The sequence below is a fragment of the Corynebacterium sp. KPL2895 genome (assembly GCF_040225815.1).
Taxonomy (GTDB): Bacteria; Actinomycetota; Actinomycetes; order Mycobacteriales; family Mycobacteriaceae; genus Corynebacterium; species Corynebacterium rhinophilum.
In genome coordinates, this window is sequence record NZ_JBEHFY010000008.1 from 24,131 (window position 1) to 39,665 (window position 15,535).

11 protein-coding genes are annotated in these 15,535 nt (G+C 57.6%); 3 read left to right on the top strand and 8 right to left on the bottom strand.

Features of this window, described 5'->3' with window-relative positions; all coding sequences use genetic code 11:
• Positions 1–42 precede the first annotated feature (42 nt).
• Positions 43–2,883: an excinuclease ABC subunit UvrA gene (uvrA, locus tag ABRP95_RS04965; RefSeq protein WP_349839043.1), complete on the bottom strand. Its 2,841-nt coding sequence runs from the start codon at positions 2,881–2,883 to the stop codon at positions 43–45.
• Between the two features lie 64 nt (positions 2,884–2,947).
• Between uvrA and ABRP95_RS04970 the strand changes: the two genes are divergently transcribed.
• The 3 genes from ABRP95_RS04970 to ABRP95_RS04980 all read left to right on the top strand — a co-directional run bounded on the left by ABRP95_RS04970 (position 2,948) and on the right by ABRP95_RS04980 (position 7,046).
• Entirely contained in the window at positions 2,948–3,550 is a 603-nt protein-coding gene (locus ABRP95_RS04970; protein WP_349839044.1) for an MBL fold metallo-hydrolase, read from the top strand.
• 77 nt (positions 3,551–3,627) lie between these two features.
• Positions 3,628–4,644 (top strand): DoxX family protein, encoded by a 1,017-nt coding sequence (locus ABRP95_RS04975; protein WP_349839045.1) that lies wholly within the window; start codon positions 3,628–3,630, stop codon positions 4,642–4,644.
• 98 nt (positions 4,645–4,742) lie between these two features.
• A complete protein-coding gene (locus ABRP95_RS04980) occupies positions 4,743–7,046 on the top strand; it encodes a HelD family protein (protein WP_502880353.1) in 2,304 nt (767 codons plus the stop codon).
• 73 nt (positions 7,047–7,119) lie between these two features.
• On the opposite strand, the gene ABRP95_RS04985 is transcribed toward ABRP95_RS04980, so the two are convergent.
• The 7 genes from ABRP95_RS04985 to rpsA all read right to left on the bottom strand — a co-directional run bounded on the left by ABRP95_RS04985 (position 7,120) and on the right by rpsA (position 15,322).
• Positions 7,120–7,560: a universal stress protein gene (locus ABRP95_RS04985; protein ID WP_023026529.1), complete on the bottom strand. Its 441-nt coding sequence runs from the start codon at positions 7,558–7,560 to the stop codon at positions 7,120–7,122.
• Positions 7,561–7,643: 83 nt separating this feature from the next.
• A complete protein-coding gene (locus ABRP95_RS04990) occupies positions 7,644–8,096 on the bottom strand; it encodes a universal stress protein (RefSeq protein ID WP_023026527.1) in 453 nt (150 codons plus the stop codon).
• A gap of 151 nt (positions 8,097–8,247) precedes the next feature.
• Complete coding sequence (gene uvrB / locus ABRP95_RS04995; RefSeq protein ID WP_284770501.1) at positions 8,248–10,341, bottom strand: excinuclease ABC subunit UvrB; 2,094 nt, start codon at positions 10,339–10,341, stop codon at positions 8,248–8,250.
• 39 nt (positions 10,342–10,380) lie between these two features.
• Positions 10,381–10,743, bottom strand: a complete 363-nt coding sequence (locus tag ABRP95_RS05000) for a DUF4259 domain-containing protein (protein WP_284770502.1) — start codon at positions 10,741–10,743, stop codon at positions 10,381–10,383.
• Between the two features lie 75 nt (positions 10,744–10,818).
• Positions 10,819–11,421, bottom strand: a complete 603-nt coding sequence (coaE, locus tag ABRP95_RS05005; protein WP_284770503.1) for a dephospho-CoA kinase — start codon at positions 11,419–11,421, stop codon at positions 10,819–10,821.
• 74 nt (positions 11,422–11,495) lie between these two features.
• Positions 11,496–13,544 carry a glucose PTS transporter subunit IIA gene (locus tag ABRP95_RS05010; protein WP_349839047.1) on the bottom strand — a complete coding sequence of 683 codons (2,049 nt, stop codon included), beginning with the start codon at positions 13,542–13,544 and terminating at the stop codon, positions 11,496–11,498.
• 314 nt (positions 13,545–13,858) lie between these two features.
• Entirely contained in the window at positions 13,859–15,322 is a 1,464-nt protein-coding gene (gene rpsA, locus ABRP95_RS05015; protein ID WP_005280312.1) for a 30S ribosomal protein S1, read from the bottom strand.
• Between the last annotated feature and the right edge of the window lie 213 nt (positions 15,323–15,535).

A 15,535-nucleotide genomic window follows, 5' to 3' on the forward strand; every position in this document is an offset into this window, starting at 1 on the left:
TGAAAAGGAGACAATTTTTCGCAGAAACTATCTCCTTAGTTTTTAGGGCAACATTTCCTTGAGGTAGCCGCCAGTATAGGAACCTTCTACCTGTGCGACTTTTTCCGGAGTACCCTGCGCGACCACGGTGCCGCCACCGGCACCGCCTTCTGGGCCCATATCCACAATCCAGTCTGCAGCCTTGATGACATCGAGGTTGTGCTCAATGATAAGCACGGAATTACCCTTATCTACCAAGCCTTGAATCACCAGCATTAACCGGCGAATATCCTCAAAGTGCAGACCGGTCGTCGGCTCATCCAGGATATAGATGGTGCGGCCATTGGTGCGCTTTTGTAGCTCCGAGGCAAGCTTCACGCGCTGGGCCTCACCGCCGGACAACGTGGTGGCGGCTTGGCCGAGGCGGACGTAACCCAAGCCGACATCGACAAGCGTGGCCAAGTAGCGGTGGATGGACGTAATGGGCTCAAAGAAGTCCGCTGCCTCTGAGATGGGCATATCCAGCACTTCCGCGATGTTTTTGCCCTTGTAGTGGACCTCCAGGGTTTCGCGGTTATAGCGCGCGCCCTCGCAGACCTCACACGGGACATAGACATCCGGCAGGAAGTTCATCTCGATCTTGATGGTGCCATCGCCCTGGCAGGCCTCGCAGCGTCCACCTTTGACGTTGAAGGAAAATCGCCCCGCCTTGTAGCCGCGCACCTTTGCCTCTTGGGTCTCCGCGAAAAGATTGCGAATCTTATCAAAGACGCCGGTATAGGTAGCCGGGTTGGAACGCGGTGTGCGGCCAATCGGGCTTTGATCCACCTGTACCAACTTATCCAGGTGCTCGATGCCCTCCACACGCTTGGCACGCCCAGGAACCTGTCGGGCGCGGTTCAAGTTATTGGCCAGGGTCTTGGCCAGGATTTCATTAACCACGGTGGACTTGCCGGAGCCTGATACACCGGTAATGCAGACCAGCACGCCGAGCGGAATCTCGACATTAATCCCCTTGAGGTTATTTTCCCGTGCGCCGACTACCTTCAGGGTGCGATCTTTATCGATCTCGCGGCGGTGATCCGGAACAGCCAGCACCTTGGAACCAGACAGGTACTGCCCCGTCAAGGACTCCTCTACCTCCTCCACGCCGGCGGGTTCGCCTTGGTAAACCACTTCGCCGCCGTATTCGCCGGCGCGCGGGCCCACATCCACCAGCCAATCGGACGAGCGGATGGTGTCTTCATCGTGTTCGACCACGATAAGCGTATTGCCAATATCGCGCAGGCGCTGCAGAGTTGAGATCAAGCGGTGATTATCGCGCTGGTGCAAACCAATGGACGGCTCGTCCAAGACGTACAAAACGCCTGCCAGCCCGGAACCAATCTGCGTGGCTAGGCGAATGCGCTGGGCCTCGCCGCCGGACAGGGTCGAAGCACCGCGGTCCAGGGTGAGGTAATTAAGCCCCACGTCCAATAAGAAACGCAAGCGGGCCTGGGTTTCCTTCAGCACCGCTCCCGCGATAATTTCCTCACGGTGCCCCAAGACGAGCGAATCCAAAAACTCTGAGGCATCCTCGATAGACAGGGCGCTTAGCCCCGCGATGGACTGTTCGCCATGCGTGGTCGACGCCAGGCGCACGGCGAGGATTTCCGGTTTCAGGCGCGTTCCCTTACACGTGCTACACGGCACTCGGCGGGTGTATTGCAGCAGGCGATCCTTTTGGGACTGCGAATCCGTGGTATCCAATTTGCGGTGTAGGAAGCCTACTGCGCCCTCAAAGGGCGCGGTCCAATTGCGCTGGCGGCCATAACGGTTCTTATATCGCACTCGCACTTCGGTTTCGGTACCGTAAATCAACGCATCGCGCTGCTCCGCCGTCAGCTCGCTGACCGGGGTCTGTGGATCAAAGCCCATGGCTTTGCCCAAACCTTCCACGAGTTTCACGAAGTACCGGGAGTTCGGGCTGGAATGCCACGGCTGCACGGCATCGACGGCAGGGGCGTCCGGATCCGGAATGAGCAGGTCTACATCCACTTCGAGCTTGGTGCCCAGGCCATCGCAGACCGGGCAGGAGCCAAAGGGTGCGTTAAAGGAAAAGGCGCGCGGCTCGTACTCCTCGATGGTCAGTGCATGGCCATTGGGGCAGGCCGCCTTTTCGGAATAGGTATGCGTGAGTTCCTCTTTATCAACGAACTCGATGGTGACGAGGCCATCGGCAAGCCGCAAAGCCGTTTCCACGGAATCGGTCAAGCGCTGCTTCTGGGAGGCTTTGACCTGCAACCGGTCCACTACCACCTCAATGGTGTGCTTAACCTGCTTCTTCAGCTTCGGCGGATCGCTTAATTGGTGGGTCTCACCATCCACACGCACGCGGGAGTAGCCCTGCGCCGAAAGATCTTGGAAGAGGTCAACAAACTCGCCCTTACGCTTGCGCGCTACCGGGGCGAGCACCTGGAACTTCAGCTTTTCTTCCTGCTCCAGTACTGCATCAACGATCTGCTGCGGCGTCTGGCGCTCGATAACGGCATCGCACTTGGGGCAGTGCGGAGTGCCAGCGCGTGAGAAGAGCAGGCGGAGGTAATCGTAAATTTCCGTAATCGTGCCCACGGTAGAGCGCGGGTTGTGGTTCGTGGATTTCTGATCGATGGACACCGCCGGCGATAAGCCACCGATGTATTCCACGTTGGGTTTATCCATCTGGCCCAAAAACATCCGGGCATAAGAGCTCAACGATTCCACGTAGCGGCGTTGGCCCTCCGCGAAGATGGTATCGAAGGCCAGCGAGGACTTACCGGAGCCCGAAAGCCCAGTAAAAACCACCATTTTATCGCGCGGAATATCGATATCCACGCCCTTGAGATTGTGTTCCCGTGCGCCTCGCACAATCAATCGTTCTGCCACTGCGCTCCAGCCTCCAGATCCTAGATTTTAATCTCCCCTTGAATGTACCCGTAAGCTGGAACGTATGACTAACGAGCTACATCTTCATCAAATCTCCGTTTCGGAGATGGACAATAACTGCTACCTGCTCACCGCCGGCGATCAAGGCTTGCTTGTCGATGCCGCCGATAACGCCCCCGCTATCCTCGACATGGCGCGCGAGACAGGCGTTGACATCACCGCCGTTCTCACCACGCACCGCCACTGGGATCACGTGCGGGCTCTCGGCGAGGTTTTGGAGACCACCAACGCAAAACACTACGCCTCCTTTATTGATTCGCCCGCCATTCCGGAAGACGTGGACGTTGAGCTGCGCGAGGGCGATTCCATCGAGTTTGCCGGCATGAAATTGCCGATCATCATCCTGCGCGGCCATACCCCCGGCGGCGTCGCGCTAGTGGCCACCGTTGACGGTGTCACGAACCTCTTTGTGGGAGATTCCGTATTCCCCGGTGGATTGGGTCGAACGACCTCTGAAGGCGACTTCGTGCGGCTATATAAGGACGTCAGCAAGCGCATCTTCGAGGAGTTCCCGGATAACGCCATCATCCGCCCGGGGCATGGCAAACCCACCACCTTGGGGGAAGAACGCCCCAAGTTGGGTGATTGGTGGGAGCGCCGTTGGTGATCTAGGCGGCTATTTCAGCGTATAATGGTCAATCACACGATTGGTCTAGAACAACGAGCTAAGGAGCTTAAAGGACTATGATTCGCAAGTTTGCCCGCCCCATGCTGGCATCGGTATTTGTATGGGAAGGTGTAGACGACCTGCGCAATGCCTCGGAGCACACCAAGGAAACCGAAGGCTTCCTCAAGACCCTGCGCAAGTTCGTCCCCTCCGGTTACAAGAATCTGATTCCCAACGATCCGGAACTAGCTACCCGCGCCCTCGGCGGCGCAAAGATCGGTGCAGGTACCACCTTGGCTCTGGGCAAGGCACCACGTACCTCCGCAGCCGTGCTGGCTGCCGCTACCCTGCCCAACTTGGTGGGCAAGAATAACTTCTGGGCCGCGGATAATAAGAAGGACAAGGAAAACCGTCGCAACGGCTTCATTACCAACACCGCCCTGCTCGGCGCGCTCTTTATCACCACCCAGGACACTGAGGGCAAGCCATCCCTGCGCTGGCGCGCACAGAAGGCCGGTGAGCGCACAAATAAGAAGATTCAGCAAGCGCTGCCCACCAAGTCTGAGTCCCAGGAAAAGCGCGAGGAGCTTTCCGCTCGCGCCAACGAACTGTCCAACAAGGCCGGCGACTGGTTCAATGAAACCTCTCAGAAGGCGCAGGCCTATGTGGATGACAACAAGGATGACTGGCAGTCCACCGGTCGCGGCCTTCTCGATACCGCAAAGTCCTATGTCGATGACGCCAAGGACTACGTCGATGACAACAAGGACGACTGGCAGGATTCCGGCCGCGACTTCTTGGACAACGCGAAGTCCTTCATCGAGGACTCCGTAGATAGCGCCAAGTCCTACGTTGATGACAACAAGAAGGACTGGCTGAAGTCCGCTGAGTCCAACGCTAAGACCGCCCGCAAGGGTGCCGTCAAGGCCGCGAACAAGGCACAGAAGCGCGCCGATGATGCTGCATCGAAGCTCGACAAGGCAGACTCCAAGCGCGCTGCTAAGAAGGCTTCCAAGCAGGCAGATAAGCTGCAAAAGAAGGCTAATAAGAAGATCGAAGCCGCTATCAAGAAGATTGAAAAGCGCGCTAAGTAATTCGCCTTATCCCTCGCACACGGCCCAGCCCTTACGCTGGGCCGTTGTTCTTTGTCACGGCAAGGTCTAAACTCGAACCTCCCCTACGCGGCACGCGGATGCGTGTCCACCCCATATTTTCGTGTTTCATTCTGAGGAGTCTTGTGAACTCTGCACCGAAGAATTCTCCAGCCACTCATTCTCCCGCTAACGCATCTTCATCCCGCCGCGCGGATAACGCTGGAATTTCCGGCATCGAAGCCGAGCAGAACTACGTCGATGGCCTTTTTGACCGCCTCGATGATGAGGTGGCCGCGGCTAATGCACGCTTGAACGAAGTCCAGGCCGAGGTCGACCCTGCAACCCCCGATGCCGATGCCCTAGTGCGCCGCGAAACGGAATACCACGGCCTCCAAGCCAAGTTAGACCGCCTCAACGTCGCACAGATGGGGCTCGTCTTTGGCCGTATCGATATCGATGCTCCCGGCGATAACCCAACTGATGAGGGACTGGACCGCCGCTATATCGGCCGCATGGGTTTGGATGCGCGCGAAGAAAACTATCGCACCCTCCTTCTGGATTGGCGCGCCCCCATGGCCCGCCCCTTTTATCTCGCCACTACCGCACAGCCTGAAGGTGTACACACGCGCCGCCAGATCCGTATGTCCGGCCGCACGGTCACTGATGTCAATGACGAGGCATTAAACGGCCCAGGCGTGCGCGAGGAGGAAGCGGGCGTGGCGAGCGAGTCTGCCCTGTACTTTGCCATGCAACGCGCCCGCACGGGACACATGACGTCCATCGTGGAAACCATTCAGCGCGAGCAGGACGAAATCATCCGGGATAATACCCGCGGCGTAATGGTGGTAGAAGGCGGTCCCGGCACCGGCAAGACTGCCGTCGCGCTGCACCGCGTTGCCTACCTGCTCTATACCCACCGCGAACTGCTATCTTCCACCGGTGTACTCATCGTTGGACCCAATACTAATTTTTTGGACTATATTTCCCGCGTCCTGCCAGAACTCGGTGAAACCGGCGTCGTGCTCTCCACCATCGGTGGGCTATTCCCCGGCATTACACCCACCCATACCGAGGGTCTTGTGGGCCGCGAAATTAAAGGCAGCGAGGCCATGGCGGAAATCCTGAGCGCTGCAGTCAAGGATTATCAGCAGGTGCCGAATGAGGCTCGGGACATCACCGTGGATGGCCTGACCCTGACCATCACTCCATCCATGGTGAAGAAGGCGCGCACCCGCGCCCGCCGCTCACGCAAGCCGCATAACCAGGCGCGCGAGGCATTCATCGAGCACTTCGTGGAGGACCTGGCACAGGAGATGGCCACCAAGGTTGGCACCGATCCGCTGGGCGGGGAAAACCTCTTAAGCCGCGCGGATGTGGACCAATTCCACGACGATCTTGCCATTGATGAGTCCGTGGTCAGCTGCATCGATAATTTTTGGCCCCAGCTTGATCCCTCTGAGGTCCTCGCCGCCTTGTTGTCGTCCCGCGAGCTCATTGCCTCAGCTGCCCGTGGCTACGATGAGGAGACCCAAGCCGCCTTGTACCGCGCAGATGGCTACGGTTGGACCGATTCCGATGCTGCCCTATTGGATGAGTTGGCCGTCCTCATCGGGCTGCCCAGTCCTGAGGAGAAGAAGGCGGCCAAAGACGCCGAGTGGCGCGAGCAGATCGCGGATGCAGAAGATGCGTTGGATATCCTGTCATCTTCTGAATCCACCGATAACGACGATGACATGTTTGAGGCGGAAATCCTCTCGGCGCACGACGTGATCGACGCGGAAACCCTAGCGCAGCGCCAAGAGGTGCGGGATACGCGCACCACCGCGCAGCGTGCCCGGGAGGATCACACGTGGGCCTTTGGCCACATCATCGTGGACGAAGCGCAGGAACTTACCCCGATGGAATGGCGGATGCTCTTCCGCCGCTGCCCGTCGCGCTGGATGACGCTGGTGGGCGATACCTCGCAGACCGGTTCCCCGGCCGGCGTGGATGACTGGGGCGAGGCCTTGGAGCCGTTCATCGCCCAGCGCTTCCGCCACCACCTCCTTACCGTCAACTACCGCACACCTGAGCCCATTACCGAGCTTGCTAATGGCCTATTGGCCTCCATTAATCCGGATGCCACCCCTGCCATTGCTATTCGCGATGGTGTGCCGGTGCGTCGGCTTGACGATGCCGACTTCAGCCCCGGCGTCACCACCGAGGACGATGGGCGCCTGACCGCAATCATTGACGCCACGAACGCCGAATCCGTCAAGGGCCTCGAGTTCGACCACGTAATCGTGCTTAACCCGCGCGAGATTGTTGATGCTTCCCCGCAGGGGCTGCAGAATTTATACGTCTGCATCACTCGGGCCACGCAGACGCTGACCCTGGTAGGAGATACTGGGGATGTGATTTAGCCAGTTAGGATCACAAAACCCACCGCGCGACTCCAGAAAAGGACTCGCTGCGGTGGGTAAGGCGAAGCCTAGATTAGTTGACGGTGTGAACGATCATGACGTCACAGTCGGACTGGCGCGCCACATCTGCCGGCACCGAGCCAAGCAAACGGCCGGTCAGGGAATTAATACCGCGGTTACCAACGATGAGCAGGTCTGCATCATTGTCGTTGACAATGGACATGAGGGCTTGTACCGGCGTGCCAGGGCGGACTGCGGTTTCCACCTTGGAAACCCCGTGCTTTTCCGCTTCTTCCCTACCCGCCTGCAGGTTAGCTTCAGCCTTCTCATCACCGAGAATAGTGACGGAATCCTGGCGCAAGGTCTTCGAGGCCTGCTCTTGATTCTCGTAGTAAGCACAACCGACGATCAGCGTGGCATCGAATGCAGCGGCAATCTTGGCTGCTCGCTCCACGGCGAGGAGGGAGGACTTGGAACCGTCAGTACCGACAACAATCGTGCTGTAGTCGCTCATGATGACCTTTCTTTGTGGGTGTGTACCCTATCTATTCTAGTGTGCCAACTTGGCGTTACTGCAAGTGTAACAATGAAAAATGATTAACGTTTTTCACTCGTGTTGACCACCACGACATCCACCTTGGATTTATGGGTAAGTTCCGTGGGCACTGAACCGAAAACGCGTCCGCGCACGGAATTGACGCCGCGATTGCCCACGACCAAGAGCTCCACGTCGTATTTCTCCGTAACCTCAATTAAGGCGTTGACAGGGTCACCGGGGGTGGTGACCACCTCAATATTTTCCGCGCCTTCGGACTCTGCAATCCGCTGCGCATTCGTGAGGTAAGTATTCGCCATTTCCTCGCTGACCACCGGTAGCCGGGATCCTTCCCCGCTGGGGGCACCGAGCATGGAGCCTGAATGATTATAGGCTGCGGAGACGATGATGAGCTTGGCGTCATATGCCCGTGCCATTGATGCCGCCGAACGCACTGCGCGCAGGGAAGTTTCGGAGCCATCGGTACCGACGGCGATGGTGTGATACGTAAGCATGATTCTCCTTGCTGGTGAATAACTAGGTCGGCACATTGAACCGGCTTATTAAGTCGCCCCCAGTATAGTCAGGACGCTGAATCAATAAGCCCAAGGTTGCAGGAGTGCGCACTTTTAGGGGGAAAGCGTTATTGGGCCCCTGCGCGTGCTGCTAGATTCCAGCGTCTTTCAGGCCGCGCAATTCCTTCTTCAAATCCGCAATCTCATCGCGCAGCCGCCCGGCCAGCTCGAATTTCAGCTCGCGCGCGGCAGCGCCCATCTGTGCCTGCAGGTCATTAATGAGAGCCTCAACCTCATCGGTAGCCATGCTGGAGACATCGCGCTTTTCCACCACCGCCGAAGGATCCGACTCGGCTACCTCTTCCCCATTGTTTTCGTAGACCTGATCCAAAATATCGGCGATCTTCTTGCGCAAAGGCTGCGGATCCACGCCGTGTTCCTTGTTATAGGCAATCTGCTTCTCGCGGCGGCGCTCAGTTTCATCGATGGCTTCCTGCATCGAGTCTGTGATTTTATCCGCATACATGATGACCTCGCCCGATACGTTACGCGCAGCGCGGCCAATGGTCTGGATGAGCGACGTCGTCGAACGCAAGAAGCCCTCCTTATCCGCATCGAGGATGGCCACAAGCGAGACCTCGGGCAAGTCCAAGCCCTCACGCAAAAGGTTAATGCCTACAAGCACGTCGAATTCACCCTGGCGCAATTGACGCAGAAGTTCCACGCGCTGCAGCGTATCGATATCCGAGTGCAGGTAGCGGACCTTAATCCCCTGCTCCAAGAGATAATCCGTCAGGTCTTCTGCCATGCGCTTGGTCAAGGTGGTAACCAATACGCGCTCCTGAGAGGCAATGCGACCACGGACCTCATCAATAAGGTCGTCGATCTGGCCCTTGGTGGGCTTCACCGTCACCTTAGGATCAACCAGACCGGTCGGGCGAATGACCTGCTCGACAAACTCGCCGCCGGAGGAGGTCATTTCGAAATCACCCGGCGTAGCAGACATGTAGACGGTCTGGCCGACGCGCTCCTCAAACTCGTCGAAGGTCAGTGGCCGGTTGTCCACCGCGGAAGGCAGGCGGAAGCCAAATTCCACCAAGTTTCGCTTGCGCGACATATCGCCTTCGTACATGCCACCAATCTGCGGCACGGTCACGTGGGACTCATCGATGATGGTAAGAAAGTCCTCCGGGAAATAGTCCAAGAGCGTAGCTGGCGCAGACCCTGCCGGGCGGCCATCCACGTGGCGGGAGTAGTTCTCAATGCCGGAACAGAATCCCACTTGCTCGATCATCTCTAGGTCATATTCCGTGCGCATGCGCAGCCGCTGCGCTTCCAAGAGTTTGCCCCGGTTTTCTAGATCTTCTAGGCGCTCAGCCAATTCTTCCTTGATATCGGCCACGGCCTTTTCCATGCGCTCTGGGCCGGCCACATAGTGCGTGGCGGGGAAAATGCGCACTTCATCGACCTGCTCGATAACATCACCTGTCACCGGGTGGATATAGTACAGCGAGTCAATATCATCACCGAAGAACTCAATGCGCACCGCGCGCTCTTCATACGCCGGAATGATATCGACCGTGTCACCCTTAACGCGGAAGGTACCGCGGGTAAAGCCCACATCATTGCGCTCGTATTGGATATCTACCAACAGCCGGAGGAAACGGTCCCTATCGAGTTCCTCATCAACGGCAATAATGACCGAGCGATCCAAATAGGATTGCGGGGTACCAAGGCCGTAGATGCACGAGACCGAAGAGACCACCACAACATCGCGCCGCGAAAGCAATCCAGAGGTGGCCGAGTGGCGCAGGCGCTCTACATCCTCATTGATGGAGGAGTCTTTTTCAATATAAGTATCGGTCTGCGCGATATAGGCTTCTGGCTGGTAGTAATCGTAATAAGAGACGAAATATTCCACCGCGTTATTGGGCAATAATTGGCGCAGCTCATTGGCCAACTGTGCAGCCAAGGTTTTATTGGGAGCCATCACTAGCGTGGGCCGCTGCTGTTTTTCAATCAGCCACGCGGCCGTCGCGGATTTACCAGTACCGGTGGCACCCATGAGCACCACGTCGCGCTCGTCGCGGTTGAGGCGCTCATCAAGTTCCTTGATGGCCGCAGGCTGGTCACCGGCGGGTTCATATTCAGAAACGACTTGAAACTTGCCGGGGGTGCGTTCTACCTCACCGACAACGCGGTGTTCAGAATTTGGAATAAGGGGATGTTCAGCAGCAAAAGCCATACCCGCTATTCTACTGCTTATACGCTCCTGCTAGCCATTTCACGGCAGCGCGGCCTGGGCGGTGTGTAGCCATTGGTCGAGCTCCCCTGTCGGTTCCCATAGCGCGTAGACCGACGAGGAATCAGAGCGCATCGCTTGGTTGATGCGCCGGCGCAGCCACGCCTTAGATTGCGGGGTATATAGGGACGCCAAATCCCGTGGGGCTACGCCGTCTGGCAGGCCATCGGCAGGCAGCTTCGTCAGCGCACCCAATGCGATAACCGCTTCGGCTTCATCGGAATCGAGGACCCCAGTGCCGCACGAACGCTGAAAGTGCCGGAGATCAAAAGAACCATCCCGCAGGCTATCGAGTATGTCTCGCGCCGCGTGATTATCGAATGGTCCAGTGCCCCAAGTTCCCACGCTCAAATAGTCTAGGGGCCAAAAGTAAACGTTAATAGGAAAATACGTTAACGCTACTTACCCAAAAGGTTAAGCTTAAGAAGACGCCGCTTCGATTTCATCGCAGACTGCTGCGGCGCGCTCGGCCAATTGTGCCTGCGTGCCGTTATTGTCAATGACATGGCTTGCTGCCGCGAGCCGCTTCTCATCAGAAATCTGGGCGTTAATCCTTTTGCGCGCGTCTGCTTCATCGAGTCCGCGGAACTCCACGAGGCGACGCACCCGCTCTTGCGGAGCCACGTCAACGACGATGACAAAATCCATATCCCCGTCGAGCCCATTATCAACGAGCAGCGGCATGTCATAGACCGTAAAATCAACGCCCTCTTCGCGCGCGGCAGCGAATTGCCGCTGGGTCTCTTCTTGGATACGCGGGTGCGTAATCGAATTAAGAAGATCGGTGTGTTCCCTATCCACAAACGCGCGGCGGGCAAGTTCCTTGCGGTCGAGGCAGCCGTCTTCCTGCAAGATGTCCTCACCGAACTTCTCCGCAAGCTCGGCCAAGGCTGGTTGCCCAGGCTTGACGATGTCCCGGGCAATGCGATCTGCGTCCACAACCCGCCAGCCGCGCTGGGCGCACAGCTTCGCTACCGTAGATTTCCCGCTGCCGATTCCCCCGGTTAATCCGATTAGCTTCATAAGATACCAGGGTACGCGAAAAGGAGCCCGGCACGACTGCCTAGGCTCCTTGCTGCGGAAATTACGAGTGCCTATTAGGACTCAATTTCCTCTTCCGGCTTTGGATGAACCTGCAAGAGTTCATCGCTTGGGGTGACCGCACCAGTAGCGCCGCTCACGGAACCAAATTTCTTGGCGTTGGTGACAACGACCGGGGTAATCAGGTTGTAGTTCTTGGACTTGATGAAGTCTGCGTCAAAGCTGATGAGCTTATCGCCAGCGGACACGCGCTGCTTCTTTTCCACATGAACATCGAATCCCTCGCCGCCCAGTTCCACGGTATCCAGGCCAACGTGGATGAGCAGCTGTACGCCGCTGTCCAGGTTAAGCCCGATCGCATGGCCGGACTTTTGGACGGTGAGCACGGTGCCATCGGCAGGCGCGTAGACGGTATTGCCAGTTGGCTTCACGGCAGCGCCCGGCCCAAGCTTGGCGCCGGCAAAGATGGGATCCGGCACCTCAGACAGGTCCACGGCCTCGCCCTCCAAAGGAGAGTCCAGCGCGATGGTTGCCTGTTTCGCCTCCTTGGTGGCGATCCCGGTGGCTGTCGCAACCCCTGCAGCCTGTGCGTTCTCAGAACCGTCCGACTCATCATCGGAGGAGCCAAGGACGCGGGACTCGGAGCGGCTAGCAACCTCTTCGACACTCTCGTTATTTTCGCGGGCGATGCGTTCAAGATCGGCCTGCTTTTCCTCTGCAGTGCGGTAGCCAAACAGCAGCGTGAGGAAGAAGGAGGTGAAGAATGCCACGGCGATGCCGATGATGTAGCCCAGCTTCGGGGACATGGCTGGAGTGGTCAAGATGGAGGTGAAGACGAAGGCATTAGCGCGGACATCGAAAAGCCCCATCACTGCACCACCCACGGCACAACCTGGCAGCAGGCGGTAGTAGGTGCGGCGGAAGCGGAGCAAGATGCCGTAGAGAGACGGCTCCGAAATACCGCCGAGCATGCCGGCTGCAAAGGCACCGACGGAGACCTGGCGCATGGAGTTGTTCTTCTCCCTCATGGAGATGACCATCACGGCGCCGGTGACGCCGAAGCAAGCAAAGTTCCACGCACCCATGGGGCCCTGAATGAAGTCGTAGCCGTAGGTCGTGATGTTTTGAATCATGATCACGTTGAGCGGCCAGTGCAGGCCCATGGGCACCAGGAATGGGTACAGCAGCGGAATGACAATGGCCAAGATGAACGGCGAGAAATCATTAATTTGGAACAGTACCCAAGAGATACCGTTGCCCACGCCGATACCGAATGGACCGAGCAGGAAGGCCGTTGCCGGAATCATGATGAGCAGGGAGAAGAACGGCACGAAGACCATGTGCACGGCGCCCGGGATGATCTTCTTCAAGCCCTTTTCCACCCAGAACAGGCCGATAGCGGCCAAGATCGGGGGGAATACCTGAGAGCCGTAAGAGTTAATCACCAGCGGCAGGCCGAATACATTCACGGTATCGCCCTGTTCACCCAGGGACATAAACTCCGGTGTCAGAAGCGCGGCAGGAATGGCTGCCGAGACCCACATATTCGCACCCAGCTTCTGCGCGGCGGTGGCACCCACCATCACCGGCAAGAAGTAGAAGACCGATTGGAACATCGCGTGGGCCAAGCGGAAGCCCTCAGGCTGCTCCTCCATCGGCGCGCGGAAGTCTTGAATGCCAACGGTATCTGCCAGTACCAGCAGCGTGATAATGAGGGAGGCGCCAAGCAGTGCCCACAGAATCGGGCGGAACGTATCAGAGAGGAACTCGAAGCAATAGTCGATCCAATCGTACTTTCCGCGCACGCCGTCGTAGTTTTTCTTTGATGAGGAGGATTCCTCATCAGCGGGACTTACCCCGGGGTCTTTGATGATTTCGCCGTAGTAGTTAGCCACGCCGCCACCCATGACCACTTGGTAACCATGCGAACCCTGCGTGACGGAACCGAGAACGGCCGTATCACTTTCCAGCTTTTCCTGATCTACTTTCCCCACATCAGCGAGTTGAAAGCGCAGGCGCGTCGCGCAGTGCGTCAGCGATGTGATGTTATCGGCGCCGCCTAGGCTTTCAATGATGTGTGTGGAAGTGTCCTTCACAGATGCCACTTCATACTCCTTGCATAAAGACAAAACAATAGTCAGTACTCAACTGGCTATTACGTCACACTCGGATTATAAGTGAGAGACAACACAAACAAAAGCCCAATTTAGTGGCCTTTAGTGGGGATAGTTGCCTTTTTTGCGGGCGAAATTACTTCGCCGCAGGTCAAGGAACCAGCAAGCGAAAAGTGACAGGCAATCGTTTGCATATACTGTCATAAAACTCACAAAGCCGCGTCCTGTCTCCCTAAAGGAGAAGGACGCGGCTAGTGCAGCTGTGTGGAGTTAGGGACTATCTCACCCTAAACCCCAAAGGCGTCTTAGTTGCCGGCGAGCTTGTCGCGCAGTGCAGCGAGCTGCTCGTCAGAAGCCAAGGATCCGCCGGACTCTGCCTGAGTCTCCGATGCCGGAGCTGCATCGGTGGAGTCAGAAGAGTAGTTGGAGGATGCTTCAGCGGACTCTGCAGCCTCTGCGGCCGCAGCGCGGTTGCGCTCGATCTGAGCGGTGTGCAGGTTGAAGCGGCGCTCGGACTCTGCGTAGCGTGCCTCCCAAGCCTGACGCTGCTCGTCGAAGCCTTCCTTCCACTCGTTGGTGTCCGGGTCGAAGCCTTCTGGGAACACGTAGTTGCCCTGCTCGTCGTAAGAGTCAGCCATGCCGTACTTGGACGGATCGAACTCTTCGGAGTAGTCCTCATCAGCCTGCTTGACGGACAAGGAGATGCGACGACGCTCGAGGTCGATGTCGATGACCTTGACCATAACTTCCTGGCCAACGGTGACAACCTGGTCCGGAACCTCGACGTGGCGCTGAGCCAGCTCGGAGATGTGGACCAGACCCTCGATACCTTCCTCGACGCGAACGAACGCACCGAACGGAACGAGCTTGGTGACCTTGCCCGGGACGATCTGGCCCACAGCGTGGGTGCGGGCGAAGACGCGCCATGGGTCTTCCTGGGTTGCCTTCAGGGACAGGGAAACGCGCTCGCGGTCCAGATCAACGTCCAGAACCTCAACGGTTACCTCGTCACCAACGGTGACAACCTCAGATGGGTGGTCGATGTGCTTCCAGGACAGCTCGGACACGTGGACCAGGCCGTCGACGCCGCCAAGATCGACGAAGGCGCCGAAGTTGACGATGGAAGAGACAACGCCCTTGCGGACCTGACCCTTCTGCAGCTGGTGCAGGAACTCGGAACGGACCTCGGACTGGGTCTGCTCCAGGTATGCACGGCGGGACAGGACAACGTTGTTGCGCTGCTTGTCCAGCTCGATGATCTTAGCTTCCAGCTCCTGGCCAATGTAAGGCTCCAGGTCGCGGACGCGACGCATCTCAACGAGGGAAGCAGGCAGGAAGCCGCGCAGGCCGATGTCCAAGATGAGGCCGCCCTTGACAACCTCGATGACGGTACCGGTAACCGGCTCTTCCTTGGCCTGCAGCTCCTCGATGGCGCCCCAAGCACGCTCGTACTGTGCGCGCTTCTTGGACAGGATCAGGCGGCCTTCCTTGTCCTCCTTGGTCAGGACAAGTGCGTCAACCTCATCGCCGACCTCGACGACCTCGTCGGGGTTGACGTCGTGCTTGATGGACAGCTCGCGGGAAGGGATAACGCCTTCGGTCTTGTATCCGATGTCCAGCAGTACCTCGTCGTGGTCAACCTTGACGACGGTACCCCCGACAATGTCACCATCGTTGAAGTACTTGATGGTGGCGTCTACAGCTGCGAGGAAGTCCTCTGCGGTTCCGATATCGTTGATCGCAACCTGAGGGGTAGTAGAAGATGGCATATTGTAAAAATGCTCCGAATAAATGTAGGAAATCGTTCGTGGACAACTGCGTGTCTCTCGAATTAAAAGCCCGTCTACACTGCACAAATACAGGAGATAGAGGCCGCATTCGATCCCGCCGCGTGATTGCCCCAAGCTTTCCTACAATAGCCTGCAACAACCCGTGGCATAGACATGCTTGTAAGAGCCTACATCTGTCCAGCTTATACGGCA